The 16,010-nt window shown below is 45.8% G+C and carries 16 protein-coding genes; all 16 read left to right on the top strand.

Going from position 1 to position 16,010, the window contains the following annotated elements; translation table 11 throughout:
- Positions 1-83: 83 nt before the first annotated feature.
- The 16 genes from Q9R25_RS05435 to Q9R25_RS05360 all read left to right on the top strand — a co-directional run bounded on the left by Q9R25_RS05435 (position 84) and on the right by Q9R25_RS05360 (position 15,926).
- Positions 84-1,022: a PstS family phosphate ABC transporter substrate-binding protein gene (locus Q9R25_RS05435; protein ID WP_311282892.1), complete on the top strand. Its 939-nt coding sequence runs from the start codon at positions 84-86 to the stop codon at positions 1,020-1,022.
- Positions 1,023-1,105: 83 nt separating this feature from the next.
- Entirely contained in the window at positions 1,106-2,050 is a 945-nt protein-coding gene (gene pstC, locus Q9R25_RS05430; protein ID WP_012726614.1) for a phosphate ABC transporter permease subunit PstC, read from the top strand.
- A 1-nt stretch (position 2,051) separates the two neighbouring features.
- The gene (gene pstA, locus Q9R25_RS05425; protein WP_012726613.1) at positions 2,052-2,963 is read left to right on the top strand and encodes a phosphate ABC transporter permease PstA; all 912 of its coding nucleotides are present in this window, start codon (positions 2,052-2,054) and stop codon (positions 2,961-2,963) included.
- A gap of 110 nt (positions 2,964-3,073) precedes the next feature.
- Positions 3,074-3,835 (top strand): phosphate ABC transporter ATP-binding protein PstB, encoded by a 762-nt coding sequence (pstB, locus tag Q9R25_RS05420; protein WP_224862754.1) that lies wholly within the window; start codon positions 3,074-3,076, stop codon positions 3,833-3,835.
- Positions 3,836-3,851: 16 nt separating this feature from the next.
- A complete protein-coding gene (gene phoU, locus Q9R25_RS05415) occupies positions 3,852-4,514 on the top strand; it encodes a phosphate signaling complex protein PhoU (protein ID WP_012726611.1) in 663 nt (220 codons plus the stop codon).
- Between the two features lie 114 nt (positions 4,515-4,628).
- On the top strand, positions 4,629-5,378 hold the full coding sequence (locus Q9R25_RS05410) for a DUF4912 domain-containing protein (protein WP_047795185.1): 750 nt from the start codon (positions 4,629-4,631) through the stop codon (positions 5,376-5,378).
- 15 nt (positions 5,379-5,393) lie between these two features.
- Positions 5,394-7,595, top strand: coding sequence for a 1,4-alpha-glucan branching protein domain-containing protein (locus tag Q9R25_RS05405; RefSeq protein WP_311282891.1), 2,202 nt, complete (start codon positions 5,394-5,396; stop codon positions 7,593-7,595).
- Positions 7,596-7,679: 84 nt separating this feature from the next.
- Positions 7,680-7,844 (top strand): 50S ribosomal protein L33, encoded by a 165-nt coding sequence (gene rpmG / locus Q9R25_RS05400; RefSeq protein ID WP_255313299.1) that lies wholly within the window; start codon positions 7,680-7,682, stop codon positions 7,842-7,844.
- 54 nt (positions 7,845-7,898) lie between these two features.
- Positions 7,899-8,453: a 5-formyltetrahydrofolate cyclo-ligase gene (locus Q9R25_RS05395; RefSeq protein WP_214690757.1), complete on the top strand. Its 555-nt coding sequence runs from the start codon at positions 7,899-7,901 to the stop codon at positions 8,451-8,453.
- The gene (locus tag Q9R25_RS05390) at positions 8,432-9,202 is read left to right on the top strand and encodes a DUF92 domain-containing protein (RefSeq protein WP_311282890.1); all 771 of its coding nucleotides are present in this window, start codon (positions 8,432-8,434) and stop codon (positions 9,200-9,202) included. The genes Q9R25_RS05395 and Q9R25_RS05390 overlap by 22 nt, the downstream gene beginning before the upstream one ends.
- A 169-nt stretch (positions 9,203-9,371) precedes the next feature.
- Entirely contained in the window at positions 9,372-10,328 is a 957-nt protein-coding gene (locus Q9R25_RS05385) for an L-lactate dehydrogenase (RefSeq protein WP_012726605.1), read from the top strand.
- 123 nt (positions 10,329-10,451) lie between these two features.
- A complete protein-coding gene (locus Q9R25_RS05380; protein WP_215243833.1) occupies positions 10,452-11,504 on the top strand; it encodes a rhomboid family intramembrane serine protease in 1,053 nt (350 codons plus the stop codon).
- A 12-nt stretch (positions 11,505-11,516) separates the two neighbouring features.
- Positions 11,517-12,539 (top strand): M42 family metallopeptidase, encoded by a 1,023-nt coding sequence (locus Q9R25_RS05375; protein ID WP_074036670.1) that lies wholly within the window; start codon positions 11,517-11,519, stop codon positions 12,537-12,539.
- Positions 12,536-12,730, top strand: a complete 195-nt coding sequence (locus tag Q9R25_RS05370) for a YqgQ family protein (RefSeq protein ID WP_012726602.1) — start codon at positions 12,536-12,538, stop codon at positions 12,728-12,730. Before Q9R25_RS05375 ends, Q9R25_RS05370 begins: the two co-directional genes overlap by 4 nt.
- Before the next feature lie 93 nt (positions 12,731-12,823).
- Entirely contained in the window at positions 12,824-13,786 is a 963-nt protein-coding gene (locus tag Q9R25_RS05365; protein ID WP_012726601.1) for an ROK family glucokinase, read from the top strand.
- Positions 13,787-14,009: 223 nt separating this feature from the next.
- Entirely contained in the window at positions 14,010-15,926 is a 1,917-nt protein-coding gene (locus tag Q9R25_RS05360) for an LTA synthase family protein (protein WP_012726600.1), read from the top strand.
- The last annotated feature ends 84 nt before the right edge of the window (positions 15,927-16,010 follow it).

Raw genomic sequence — 16,010 nt, 5'->3', positions numbered from 1 at the left:
AGAAGTTCATTAGGATATTAATTGTAGGACAGAACAACAAATCCACAACAAAAATCAAAGCAAACTCAAGGAGGACGTCACAAATGTCTTGGATGAAAAAATCAGCTTTACTCGCTTCAATCACTTCAGTCGCACTCGTAGGTGCTGCTTGTGGGAACAATGAAGAAGGTGGCGCTGCTGAAGGCGGCGATGCGCTCTCAGGAAAAGTGGTCATGGATGGATCATCAACTGTATTCCCAATCATGGAAGCAGTCGCAGAAGAATTTTCAGCTGAACAACCAGAAGTTGAAGTGACAGTCGGTGTCTCTGGTACGGGTGGTGGCTTCAAACGTTTCGTGACGGGAGAGACAGACTTCTCGAACGCATCACGTGAAATCAAAGAAGAAGAAGCAGCCGAAGCTGAGAAAAACGGTGTGGAATTCACGCAACTCTCGGTTGCACTTGATGGACTTTCGCTCGTTGTAAACCCAGCGAACGATTGGGCACAAGATATCACGATTGAAGAATTGAATAAGATGTGGACGGACCCAAGCGTAAAAACATGGAAAGACGTTCGCTCTGACTGGCCAGATGAGGAGATTTCATTCTTCGCACCAGGTAAAGACTCAGGTACATTTGACTTCTTCAATGAAGCCGTTCTTGACGATACGGACATTCGTGAAGACGCACAATTGTCAGAGGATGACAACGTCCTCGTCACGGGTGTAGCTGGAACGGAAGGTGCAATCGGATTCTTCGGATATGCATACTACATCGAAAACCAAGACACGCTTCGTGCCATGGCAGTCGAGGGTGTAGAGCCAACTCCAGAAACAATCAATGATCTTTCTTATCCACTCTCACGTGAAATCTACACGTACGTCAACAACGCTTCGTTGAAAGACAAAGAGCAAGTTGCAGAATTCGCACGCTTCATGAACGAAAACGCAGGTGCGCTCTCTGAAGAAGTAGGATATGTCGGTATGGAACAAGCGCGTTACGACGAAAACATGAAGATGATCGACGAAATCGCTGGAGAATAAGATGATAGGTGGCAGAAGGTGAGACACGGTCTCGCCTTCTCGCCATGCTTTCTAGTATGAAGAGGTAGGGAGCGATACACGAGATGAATGAACCGAACAATAAGCTTTCGATTCGAGAGATGATTCAACAAAATAAACAAAAGAAATATAGTACGACGAACGTGTTTGATAAAATCATGCCGTTCTTATTATTCTTGAGCGCATTCGTATCGGTCGTCACGACCATTGGTATTGCGTTCACATTAGGCTTTGAGCTATTCAAGTTCTTTGAACGAGTCCCTGTCGCAGAATTTTTAGGATCGACAGAATGGTACCCGCTTAGTGCAGATCAGCGCTTCGGGGTATGGGCCCTTGTGATGGGAACACTCCAAATTACTGTGATTGCGATGATTGTAGCCGTCCCACTCGGTTTGGCGTCTGCGATTTACTTAAGTGAATACGCCTCTGAACGGGCACGACGTGTGTTGAAACCAATTCTAGAAGTGTTGGCCGGTGTGCCGACGATCGTATTCGGTTTCTTCGCCTTGTCATTCATTACACCGATTTTGCAAGCACTCATCCCAGGACTTCAAATTTACAATGCACTCAGCCCAGGGATTGTCGTCGGGATTATGATTATTCCGATGATTGCCTCGATTTCTGAGGATGCAATGAGTGCTGTTCCGAAGAAAATTCGGGACGGTGCGCTCGGTTTAGGTGCGACACGTCTTGAAGTGGCGACGAAAGTTGTTATGCCTGCAGCGACGTCTGGGATCATTGCCTCTATCGTTCTCGGTATGAGCCGTGCGATTGGTGAGACGATGATTGTAACGATCGCGGGTGGTTCACAGCCGAACTTTGAGTTCAATCCGCTCAATGCGATTCAGACGATGACAGCATATATCGTTCAAATCGCAAAAGGTGATGCAGGTTACGGCACAATCGAATATTACAGTATCTATGCGGTCGGTGCGTTGTTGTTCGTCTTTACCCTATTGATGAACCTATTCGCAAACTGGGTGACGCGCCGCTTCAGAGAGGAGTACTAATATGGCTTTACCGAACAGTGAGTTCAAGAATACGAAGAACTTGATGAATCGTGAGACCGTGTCTCAACGAATTAAACGACGTTTACAATTGAATGAAATATTTAAGTACATCTTTTTGGCGGGACTCGTCTTTGCACTCGTCGTCTTATCGACATTGATTTATGACATCGTGTCAAAAGGTGCAGGATGGGTCGACCTCGATTTCTTGCGCAACTTCCCGTCGCGCCGTCCTGAACAGGCTGGATTATATCCTGCGTTGATTGGATCATTATGGCTCATGCTATTGATCGTGCCGATGGTGTTCGTCATCGGTGTTGGAGCGGCGATTTACTTGGAGGAATATGCTCCGAAAAATCGCATGACTTCATTTATTGAAGTCAATATTTCGAACTTGGCTGGCGTTCCGTCAATCGTATTCGGATTGCTTGGATTGACGATTTTCGTCCGAGTCATGGAATTAGGGAACTCGATTATGGCCGGTGCCTTGACGCTCGGTCTCATGAGTTTGCCGATTGTCATCGTGGCCTCACAGGAAGCGCTACGAGCAGTCAAAATGGAATTACGACACGCTTCACTAGCGCTCGGGGCATCGAAGTGGCAGACGACATTTAACGTCGTGTTACCTTCGGCGTTGCCAGGGATCATTACGGGAATTATCCTAGCGGTTTCTCGTGCGATTGGTGAAACGGCTCCACTCATCATGGTCGGAGCGGCAACGTTCATTTCAACGACACCGAGTAACATTTTCTCTGACTTTACGGCCCTCCCGATCCAGATTTACAACTGGACGAGCCGACCACAAGCAGAGTTCCAAAACTTAGCAGCAGCAGGGATCATCGTACTCATGACGATGCTCATCGCGATGAACTCGGTTGCAATCTATATTCGAAACAAATATACAAATCGACACTAAGTCTTTTTTGCAGATGAATGAGGAGGAAGCTCGAGATGATGAAACAACAAGAGCTCAACAAAGGAGATCAAAACGTGAATACAACTACGACAGAACCGACAACGACTGAGATGAAAAAAGATAGCGCCTATGTCGTCAACAATTTGAACTTGTGGTATGGAGAAGACCAGGCTTTGATTGACGTCAACCTCGATATTAAAAAGAATGAAGTCACGGCAATCATCGGACCATCTGGGTGCGGGAAATCGACGTTCATTAAGACTCTAAACCGTATGGTCGAACTCGTTCCATCGGTTCGGACGAACGGTGAAATCTTGTATCATGGTCGTAACATCTTCGACCGTGGATATAAAGTAGAAGACTTACGTACGTCGGTCGGGATGGTATTTCAACAACCGAACCCCTTCCCAAAATCGGTGTATGACAACGTGGCATACGGACCGCGGACGCACGGAATCAAAAATAAGAAAGTACTCGATGAAATTGTCGAGCGTTCATTACGTGGTGCGGCAATCTGGGATGAAGTAAAAGATCGATTGAATGAGAATGCGTACGGACTTTCAGGTGGACAACAACAACGTCTCTGTATCGCGCGTACGTTAGCGATTGAACCGGATGTCATCTTAATGGACGAGCCGACGTCTGCTCTTGATCCGATCTCTACATTGAAAGTGGAAGAATTGGTACAAGAGTTGAAAGAACAATATTCAATCATCATCGTGACACATAACATGCAACAAGCTGCCCGTGTTTCGGATAAAACGGCATTCTTCTTAAATGGAGAAGTTGTCGAGTTCGATGTAACAGATAAGATTTTCTCGAATCCATCTGACAAACGGACGGAAGACTATATTTCTGGCCGTTTCGGTTAAGGAGGAGACTGGATTGATGGCACAAAACCGCACATTTTTTGATACGAAGTTGACTGAATTAGAAGATAAAGTTGTACGATTGGCAAACTTGACGATGCGCCAAACGGCGACGGCAATCGAAGTGTTGGAAAAACATGATCTCGAATTGGCTAAAACCGTGATTGATAACGATAACGAGTTAGACGAGTTGGAGTTGACAATCAATGATGAAGCGATTCTATTGATTGCAAAACAGCAACCAGTCGCGACTGACTTAAGACGTCTGATTGTGACGATGAAATCAGCGACAGACCTTGAACGCATTGCGGACTATGCGACAAACATCGCGAAAGCAGTGACACGAATCGAGCACGTTCCTTATGTGCTTGACATCCAACCGCTCAAGAAGATGGCCGAGCAGTTGATTGACATGCTTGAACTGGCGACACGTGCCTATCGTAAAGGTGAAGTGAGCCGTGTTCGTGAACTCAATGAGATGGACCGCGTGATTGATGACATCAATCTAACGGTGATTAAACAATATATCGGTTCTCTTCCGGCCATGACGGTTGGGACGAACGATGTATACGAATTCTCGAACATCGCTCGATACCTCGAACGGATGGGCGATCATGTGACGAACTTCGGAGAACATTTAATTTTTCTCGAAAAAGGGAAACATTATGATTTGAATCAATAAGATTAGTGGTAAAGAACAACAGTGCTGTTGTTCTTTATTTTTTTGGGCAGGAATACAAACTCAAGGAGCGAATAATAGTCTACATGGATTTTACATGAAGGGAGCCATATAGAGATGGAAGAGAAAATCGTATCCTTGAAACAACAAGGTCTTACGTTAAAACAGATTGCGGCAGAATTAGACGTCCCGATTGGCAAAGTCCAATACGCATGGCGGAAATGGAGAAATCAGCAACAGGAAGTGGAGGCGGTTGCCCCTGTGAAACAAAAGCGTGAAACGAAGAAAGTGAAGACGTCGGTGACGACCTCACGCAAACAAGTGGCATCGGCGAAAGAGACGGCCAACGTGTCGACTTCTCCACTTCTTGAAAAGGGTCCGGAGGGATATTGGAAGCTACCCGATCGGTACAACGTGGACTTCATGCATGCGGTCGTACAGTCTCCAAACGCAGTGTATGTATGCTGGGAAGTATCTGATCTCGTGAAAGAAACGTTAGCGCTTCAATTCATGCGACGCTGGGAAGAATTGCCGAAGGCGTTCCGCATCCTTGATGTTACGTTACTTGATTATAATAGCGGTCACGCAAATCGCTCCTATACATTCGATCTTCCTGAAATGACGAACAGCTGGTTCGTTCGCCCTCTCGACCCGAATACGACATATGTGTTTGAATTTGGGATTCGGACGATGGAAGGAGAGTTTCTCCCAATTGTCGCCTCAAATCCGCTTGACACGCCAAGAGCAGAACCCGCAGGAGTCGGGCGATTCGCAGAACCGGTCCGACGTTGGCAATATGGGGAAGTCGATTCTCCAGAATTACTCGATACATTACCAAAATATGCAGCATACCGACTCGTGCGTTAAGGAGGACTTTTTATTATGAAACCTGGGTACTTTTCACTCGTCCTTCATGCTCATTTACCGTACGTTAGGCATGAAGAGAAACACCGATTAGAAGAAAGATGGGTTTACGAGGCCATCTCTGAGACATATATCCCGATTCTTTGGCAAGTCGATCGCTTGAAGCGTCCCTTACATTGGACGGTTAGTATTTCCCCGCCTGTCGTTGAAATGCTTGCCGATTCTCTCATTCAGGATCGCTACGTAGAACACTTGGATGACATGCTCGAATTGATTGCCCTCGAACTATCTGAGGACCGAACAGACGAAGAAAAAGCAACGTTACATTTTTATCGTCAGCGATACCACGATTTAAAAAATACGTTCCTTCATTGGAATAAAAATTTGAACGAGGCGTTCCGTACATATCGTGAGGCAGGTTATATTGACATGGTGACATGTACGGCGACCCATGGCTTTAATCCACACCTCTTCACGGAACAGGCGGCACGTGCTGAGATTCGGACGGGCTTGAACTGTTTCGAACGTCACTATGGGTTCCGTCCAACAGGCATATGGTTACCAGAGTGTGCTTATACACCAGGGGTCGACCGGATTCTTTATGAAGAGGGAATTCGCTACACCTTTGTCGATGAACATGCTCTTCTTGATGCAGATCCGACACCTGAGAAAGGGATTGGAGCCCCTGTGTATTCACCACATGGGGTCGCGTTATTTCCGCGGGATCAAATCATCTCAGGTAAAATCTGGAGTTCGATGATCGGATATCCGGGTCATCCGGATTATCGTGAATTTTACCGTGATTTGGCTTACGACCGGGATTGGGATTATATCCAATCCTTCATGCATCCGGAAGGGATCCGTTTTGATACGGGTCTCAAAATGCATCGGATTACGGGGGACACGGATCAAAAAGACTTCTATGTGCGTGAATGGGCGGAACATCAAATTGAGAACCATGCGACCGATTTCGCCAAAACGTTAGAATCACACCTTGAAGCGCACGGTGCTCAAACATTCCCGCCATTTTTAGTGACAGCCCCGTTCGATGCGGAATTGTTCGGTCACTGGTGGTTCGAGGGACCGGAGTTCCTTGGGAAAGTAGCAGAACGACTTGCTGAATTTGGGATTGAAACCATCACGCCAGCCCTCTTCCTTGAACGTCATTTTAAGGATTTACAGACGGTTCACGTGTCGATGAATACATGGGGACGCAAGGGTTATGGTGAAGTTTGGATCAACGAGAGAAATGAGTGGATGCTTCGTCATTTGCACATGATGGAGATGCAACTTGTGAAAGATGTGGCGGACTATCGGAATCAATCGGAATTGACAAATCGTGCTTTGAAACAATTGATCCGTCATTATGTACTGGCTGTGTCGAGTGACTGGGCCTTCATCTTGGACGGACAAACGACGGCACAGTATGCCGCCGAACGGTTCCGTGAACATACAAGACTCTTTGCAGAACTGGAAACGGCACTCTATCAGGATGGAGTATCCGAACAGTTGCTACATGATCATTACGCTGCATATCCATTTCTTCAAGACGAAGACATCGATATTGATTCGTTCTTATCTCCTCACGATTACTATGTGACAATCGAGCGCGAAGATGAAAAATCAGCTATTTTAGTACTCACGCCTGAATATCACGGTCATATCGTAGGGGGACTCGGAAGACGGGTCATCGATGAAATCGAGGCGAGAGCGGACGATGGCGAAGTCGTCTATGTATTAACGCCATATCATGACGAGTTGCCTGAGTATGAACGTCAAGGAAACATACATGTGTATCGTGTTCGCCCAACTAGCCCATTTTTAGAGCATGTTATGAACCAGGTGGCTACACAAAATATCGCCTATGTAAAACTAGTACATGAACTTTCGAAACGTGTTTCCTTCAAAGTGATTCATCACTTCGATTGGATGACAATTCCTGCTGCAAGAGAACTTGCGCAATCCCTTGCGATTCCGTTATACTCAACTATGTTGTCCTTTGAAGCGACTCGCAATCCGCATGGTCACGGTGGTTTGTTCGATGCAATCCATCGAATCGAAAACAGCGTGTTTTCTGCATCAGAACGCGTTTATGTCGGTGAAGAGATCTCGATTCACGACCTGAAACAATGGTATAACGTGAGTGAGAACGTCAACACATGCCTACCTCTTGAGACTTCTCCGTATGGACAGGAATCAATGAAAAAGAACGTGAAATAACCTTGCTTTTTCACAAGAAACTTGGTAGGATAATTGAGTATGCTTAGACTGTAAAGCAAAAGCACTTGATACAACATCATTAAGATGGGAGTGAAAGAAATGCGCGTTAAAATTACATTAGCTTGCACAGAAACAGGCGATCGCACGTACATCACGAAGAAAAACAAACGTAACAACCCTGAGCGCCTCGAGTTGCGCAAATACAACCCACGTCTCCGTCGTCACACGCTTTACCGCGAAGTGAAGTAATGAGGGACCGGCCGTCACATATGTGGCGGCTTTTTTTGTAAGGAGGAATACGTTGTGGAAGAGAAAACAGCGCTCCGGCGCACGATTCATCAATACATCAAACAAATGGCGGATCGACATCATGCGGACGAAGTCATTCACCAATCATTATTTGCCTCGGACTTATGGATTGAAAGTCAAACAATCGCGCTAACGTTGTCACTCCCTCTAGAAATTGATACGTCCCCGATTATTCATATGGCCTTTAAAGAAGGAAAAACGGTCTGCGTCCCGAAAGTAACGGAGCGGGGACTTACGTTTCACATCATTCATTCATTTGATGATTTGGAAGAGGGAGTCATGAATATTTTAGAGCCGACCACTCCAGCGACTACGCAAGTGATCGACCTTTGTCTTGTTCCGGGGCGTGTTTTCGATCGAACCGGTTATCGCATCGGTTGGGGTGGGGGCTATTATGATCGCTTTTTAAAAACCTATAACGGTAGAACGCTTGCTTTGGCATATACCGTTCAGATTGTCGATCATGTACCAACTGAGCCGCACGACCTACCCGTTCAATGGATCGTGACAGAGAAGGAGATGATTCAGTGTTCGCCATATTCGCTGTAACTTGTTTCGTCGCCTATCTCGGTTATCGGTTACGCTCGTTGACTCGTTCTGGGGCACTGTTGACGATAGTGACCGGTACGGTGATTGGATTCTCCTTCGGATGGTTCGGTCTATACTTGCTTGGGGTGTTTTTTTCGACTTCTTCTCTCGCTTCGAAATATCGCTCTCGCGATAAAGAAGGAGTAGATGAGATTGTCGAGAAGACGGGGGCTCGTGATGCCATGCAAGTGTTGGCTAACGGTGGGGTCGGGATTTTATGTGCACTCGGTTATCAGTTTACAAATGATCCAGTCTACCTCTATATGTATGTCGTGTCCATCGCGGCAGCGACGAGCGATACGTGGGGATCTGAATTTGGTGTCCTCTCGAAGCGGAAACCTCGGTTCATGTTTACCTTTAAGCGAGTCGAACCGGGAACGAGTGGGGCCGTCTCGACATTCGGTACCGTCATGTCGATGTTTGGTGCAATGTTGATTGTCATATCCTCTCTTGTTTTCATTGACTTAAGCATCACGCTTCTTCTTTTATTATGGGTGATTGGATTAACTGGTAGTATGATTGATACGCTACTTGGTGCGACCGTCCAACGAACGTTTCGTTGTGTTGTTTGTGGAAAGTTGACCGAGCAAAAAATACATCACGACGTGCCGACGACATACGTGTCGGGATGGCGTTTTCTCGGAAATGATGCGGTAAATTTTCTTTCGGTTTGTGGGGCGACGATGATTTGTTTTTTTGTGTTTGGATGAGGGTAGTACAGAAAATGAAGGTGTTCCAAATGAATGTGAATATTGTCACAATATCGCCAAAGTGAAAACGGTTTCCGCTGTAGTTAGAGTTTGTGAATGATGTTACAATCTATTTGTAACAGAGATAACAAAAACATGAAACAGATTGTTTGAAGGGTGGAGAATCATTATGGAAACATTAAATCATGCTAAAGTAACACGAGTCGCACTTGTAGGGGCAGGGGCAGTAGGTGCGAGTTTTGCTTACCAGTTGACGACAGCTAGTCTATGTGAAGAACTTGTCATCATCGATATTAATAAAGCCAAGGCAGAAGGAGAAGCGATGGACTTGAACCATGGGGTTTCATTCGCTTCATCACCAATGCGCGTCTGGGCAGGGGACTATTCGGATTGTGGCGTCGCTGACATCGTAGTCATCACGGCTGGCGCACCACAGCGTCCAGGTGAAACACGTCTTGATCTCGTTGAAAAAAATGCGAAGATTATGAAATCTATGATTTCAGACATCATGGACTCTGGTTTTGACGGAATTATCATTATTGCTTCAAACCCGGTCGACATCATGACACATCTCGCATGGAAATATTCTGGTCTTCCGAAACATCGTGTCTTTGGTTCAGGAACAGTGCTTGATACGTCTCGCTTGCGTTACATGCTCGGAGACTATTTCAACGTCGACCCGCGTAACTGTCACGCCTACATTATGGGTGAGCATGGTGATACTGAGTTTGCTGCCTGGAGCAACGCTCGTATATATGGAAAATCGGTCGAGCAACTACTTGAAGAGCATGATGAGTATAGTTGGGAAGACCTTGAAGACATTTATGTTAACGTTCGTGACGCAGCATATCATATCATTGAACGTAAAGGTGCGACGTACTATGCGATTGGACTCGGTCTCCTTCGGTTGGTCAAGGCTGTCCTTCGTAACGAGAATACGTTGTTGACAGTCGGTGCCCATCTTGATGGTGAGTATGGATTGCACGATATCCATATCGGTGTACCAGCGATTATCAACCGTCAAGGCGTTCGTGAAGTCGTTGAGATTGAGTTGTCACAAGAAGAGCATGAGAAAATGCAACATTCTGCGAACGTACTCATGAAAACGATGGAACCTGTCTTGTAATCTCCATCCTTTTGAAACCCGTAGCCATATGGTTACGGGTTTTTGTACATATAGAACGAATCATCGTTTGGTCGTCTGTCGTCTCGTGATTTACAATAGAATTGAGAGAGAGGAGGGGTTTCGTTGGCGACAACTTGTTTTTGGGAAGATATATATCGAAAGGTCGAAAACGGTGGGCGAATTGAAGGCATACTCGAACCCTCCCGTGCGGTCATCTTGTTCGATACAAAAGCAGGTGATCGGTATGATTTGTTCATTCAGACTGAAAAAGCATGGGCGAATCATGTTGGGACGGATATAGACGCGATTTTGAACGCATTTCGCTTATCTCGTATCGGGCGGAAGCGATTGACCATTCATGTCTATGGCGAGCGCCTTGTGGATGAAGAGCGTGTGGACTCGTTGACGTTCCAAATCCCTGCGAAAGTGACATTGTCTCGTTCGATTTGCACACCGACTATGGAAGAGGACCGGTTCCGAATGCTAGCGGTCTCCCTCGACCGAAAAAAGAAAGCAGAGCTGAAGAAACGATTTTCCTTTGGGAAACCACAAGTGGTATATGGGCTACTGTTCATCACTTTTTTAGTCATGTGGTTAGCGGAATCGGTCGGTTCGACTCTTGATCCAAACACGTTAATCGCATTCGGGGCCAAAGTGAACCCGTTGATTGAACAAGGGGAATGGTGGCGTTTGATTACACCGATGTTCCTGCATATTGGTTGGTTCCACTTTGCGATTAATATGTTTGCACTCTGGTCGCTCGGTCCGCTCGTTGAACGGATGTATGGCTCCATACGATTTTTAATCATCTATCTGCTAAGTGGAATATTAGCGACATCCGCATCGTTTGCATTCAGCGAATCGATATCAGCAGGCGCTTCAGGAGCGCTATTTGGTTTGGTCGGTGCGCTCTTATATTTTGGGTTACGTGATCGTTCTCTCTTCATGAAGACGCTCGGACCTCCGCTCTTTATTATGTTAGGATTAAATGTAGGACTTGCCTTTGTATTAGGTGCAGGTCTTGATCATTTCGCACATGCGGGTGGTCTGATTGGTGGTTTTGTCGTTTCTGGAGTCGTCGGGCTGCCGGATGAGAAGAACCGCGTACAACGAATCTTATTTTCCGTACTCACCATCTCGCTGTTTGGACTATTCGTCGGGTACGGATTTTGGTAAGGGGAGAATTCAATGATTGAAACATTAAAAACACTCGTTAACATCCCGAGTCCTTCCGGTATGACGGAAGAGGCCATCCGTTTCGCTGAGCAAGAATTGAATGCACTGGGTGTCAAGACGTCACGTCTACATAAAGGGGCACTACTGGCAACGTTTTCAGGTCGCTCTGGCAAGGCACGTCTGTTGACGGCACACGTGGACACTCTTGGTGCGATGGTCAAAGACATCTTACCGAGCGGGCGTCTCCGTTTGACTCAAGTAGGAGGATATGCATGGACGGCGATTGAAGGAGAGAACTGCCTCGTCCACCGAGAAGAAGGAGAGGCGATTGAAGGCACAATCTTGATTCATCAGTCGAGTGTTCACGTCTATAAAGACACGAACTCAGCGGAGCGATCTGCATCAAACATCGAAGTCCGATTGGATGCAAAAGTACATTCTCGTGAAGACGTGACAGAACTAGGGATTGAAATCGGAGACTTCGTTTCATTCGATCCTCGCTTTCGAGTGACATCTTCAGGATACGTGAAATCACGTCACTTGGATGATAAGGCTTCTGTCGCCATTCTATTGGACCTTGCGAAAGACTTGGTCCGTTATGACTTACCGCATACCGTTCATTTCTTGATTTCGAATTATGAAGAGGTCGGATTTGGAGGAAACGCGGGTATCCCGGAAGATGTCGTAGAATACATTGCCGTTGATATGGGCGCGCTTGGGGATGGACAGCATTCGGATGAGTATACAGTCTCGATTTGTGCCAAGGATTCGTCCGGACCGTATGATATCGGATTACGACGGAAGTTCACGTCGTTGTGTAAAACTCATGAGATCGCATATAAGGTAGATATTTACCCGTATTATGGTTCAGATGCTTCGGCAGCGATTCGAGCAGGGTATGATGTGCGACATGCTTTGGTTGGGCCAGGAATCGAATCGAGCCATAGTTATGAGCGAACGCATGTGTCATCAATGGAAGCAACACGAGAATTGTTAAATCGTTATGTACAATCGACGATGGAGGAAGAAGCATGAAAAACTTTTATGATGTCCAACAGTTTTTAAAATCGTTCGGTACCATTATTTACATCGGAGAACGGGATGCTGAAATCTCACTCATGATGATGGAACTCGACGAATTGTATGAAGGGGGCATCATCGAACAACGTGTGTACGATACGGCCAAAATCATTTTGACCCACGAATTAAAAAATTCAACAGATTGACAGAAATCCCCTTAGTGCAAAGGGTTGCACTAAGGGGATAATAGTGTACACTATTCAATGAAAGCGATTTAGTTGAGATGAGGAGTGAACGGTATGAAATGGTTATTAGGTATCGACATCGGTGGTACGACGGTGAAGATGGCCGTTTTAGACATGAACGGCATCATTTCGGATAAGTGGGAAGTCAAAACGGATATTCGAGAGAATGGTGTACATATTCCAAAAGACATCGCAGCTTCTTTTGAAACATACTTACAAACATCAGGTAAGAAGAAAGAAGATTTTGCGGGTGCGGGAATCGGGGCACCAGGATTCGTCAACTTCTCAGAAGGAGTTGTCGAATATTCTCCGAACATCGGGTGGAAAGATTTTGCTCTCGTGAGTGAGTTCGAAAAAGCAGTCGGTCTTCCGGCCGTGCTCGAAAATGATGCGAACGCCGCGGCCCTTGGTGAGATGTGGAAAGGTGCCGGCGAAGGGGCATCAGAATTATTGGCGATCACGCTCGGTACAGGTGTCGGTGGTGGCGTGATCACGAACGGAAATATCGTTCATGGGACGGCAGGAATGGCCGGAGAAATCGGGCATATCACCGTGGAACGAGACGAAACGAAAGCTGTGAAGTGTGGTTGTGGTCGCCTCGGGTGTATTGAGACGATTGCTTCAGCGACCGGCATCTCGCGTTTGGCGTTACAGAAGCGTAAAAATCAAGATACTTCATTAAACGAGTTAAAAGAAGTGACTGCACGTGACGTGTTTGAAGCATATAAGGCTGGTGACTCGATCGCGACAGAAGTCATTGAAGAGATGACGGAATACCTCGGCTTGACCATCTCAAACATCGCGAACACGCTCAATCCGAAAATGATTGTCATCGGTGGAGGTGTCTCAAAAGCTGGTGACGCGTTATTGGAGCCGCTTGATGCACAGTTCAAACGGTTTGCGCTCGAGCGGGTATACGAGTCGACAACATTCAAAATCGCTGAACTCGAAAACGATGCCGGTGTGATTGGATGTGCTTGGCTGGCACGGAAACACTTCCTTCCGACACGAGTATGAAACGGACGCGTCTGCACATTGCAGGCGTGTTTTTTTGTGGGAAAGGGTATGGGATATTGTAAAATTTGTAACGTCACAGTTGATTTTTTATTAAAAAAGGGGTAAGATTTGGACTTGATACTGGACGTGTACTATTCAATCCGAATTGTACAATGAATGAACAAATATAAAAAGAATGGCAACTAAAACATGCCGAAAACTGAAAAGAGGAGGAGACCGTCAGATGAATTCATCTCAACGCTTTTCGAAGCTATCGACGAGACTGAACGACACGGTCCGCGCTTCGTTTCAAGAATATCGTCTATTTTGGATTTTTACGTTATTGCTTTGGACGAAGACGTATATCGTCTATCAATTTTTCTTCAACATTCCGATTGAAAACACCGCACAAGCTTTTATCTTACTGATTAGCCCGATCAGTTCGACACTATTCTTGTTTGCCTTCCATTTCTTCTTTAAAGGAAACAAACAAAAATGGGTGCTCTACACGCTCTATGCGATTGCATCGTTTATCTTGTTTGCGGACGCCGTGTATTATCGGGAATTCACGGACTATTTGACAATGCCTGTCATCATGCAACCATCGAACATGGAGACGTTATCGACATCATTCACTTCGCTTCTTGAATGGAAAGATTTAATCATTCTTGGTGACGTGTTTGTCCTTCCGTTTATCTTATGGCGAATGAACATGAAAGAGAATGCAGCTTCACATCGACGTGCGCTAGTCACATTCGTCGTAGCGGTCTCTGTCTTCTTGTTCAACCTTTCGTTAGCAGAAACGGAACGACCTGAATTGTTGACTCGTTCATTTGACCGTGAGCTGTTGGTGAAAAACATCGGAACATTTAACTTCCATGTGTATGATGCCATGCTCCAAACGAAAACATCGGCTCAAAAAGCGATGGCGGATGAATCAGAACTCGCAACGATTGAACAATTCACCCGTCAAAACTATGCGGCGCCGAATCCGGATTTATTCGGAAAATATAAAGGGAAAAATGTCATCGTGGTTTCATTCGAATCTGCGCAGAATTTTACTCACAACATGAAGGCACCGAATGGAGAGTACATCACGCCGAACTTGAACAAACTGATTGAAGAGTCTCACTACTGGCCGAATTACTACCATACAGTCGGTCAAGGGAAGACTTCTGATGCTGAGTTCGCACTCGATAACTCACTATATGGACTCCCGCGTGGTGCTGTATACTTTACGAACGCCGATAATGAATATCAAGCGCTCCCAGAGTTGGTCAAGGACGAAAATTATTACTCAGCCGTGTTCCATGCGAATAACAAATCGTTCTGGAACCGTGATCAAATGTACAAGAACATTGGCGTCGATCAATTCTTTGATGAAAAGAGTTATGACCTCGGGAATCCTGAAGATATGACAGAATGGGGTCTCTTAGATGATAGCTTCTTCGAGCAATCCATTCCAATGCTTCAAGAATTGCCTGAACCGTACTACGCGAAGTTCATCACATTGACGAACCACTTCCCGTACACGATGCCAAGTGAAGACTATGAGCTTGTACCAAAATTTGAAACGAGCTCAACTACATTGAACAACTTCCCGCAAGCACTAGCTTATCAAGATTACGCACTCGGTCTCTTCATCGACCAGTTGAAAGAGAACGGAATGTGGGAAGATACAATCTTTGTCGTCTACGGTGACCATTACGGTATTTCGACGAACCACAACAGTGCGATGGCCGAGCTACTCGGCAAAGATGAGTTGACACCATTCGACGTGGCGAAGTTGCAACAAGTTCCGTTTGCCATTCACTTGCCTGACCAGAAAGAAGGGGAAGTGCATGAGACGATCGGTAGTCATGTCGACATGAAACCGACCATCTTGCACTTACTCGGAATCGACACGTCAGATACGATTGGATTCGGAAACGACTTATTCTCTGAAAATCGAAACAGTCGAGCGATTTTCCGCGATGGAACGGTCGTGACGGATGAATATGTTTGGACACAGTCGACATGTTATAACGCGACTTCTGGTGAAGTTGTCGAAGACACATCGTTATGTGGTCCGATGACGGAAGAAGCGGAAAAAATCTTGCAAATGAACGATGATTTGATTTACTCCGATCTACTCCGTTTCAAAGAACAAACTGAAGAATAACAAGTACGGACCAAGTCACATAGTGATTTGGTCCGTTTTATGTAGAGGGAATGAACGTATAGAAAGGCATAAAAAAAGCGACCG

The sequence above is a fragment of the Exiguobacterium sp. BG5(2022) genome, from assembly GCF_031844365.1.
Classification (GTDB): Bacteria; Bacillota; Bacilli; order Exiguobacteriales; family Exiguobacteriaceae; genus Exiguobacterium; species Exiguobacterium profundum.
The sequence above is the reverse complement of the archived record's forward strand: the minus strand, read 5'-3'. Positions and strand labels throughout refer to the sequence as shown.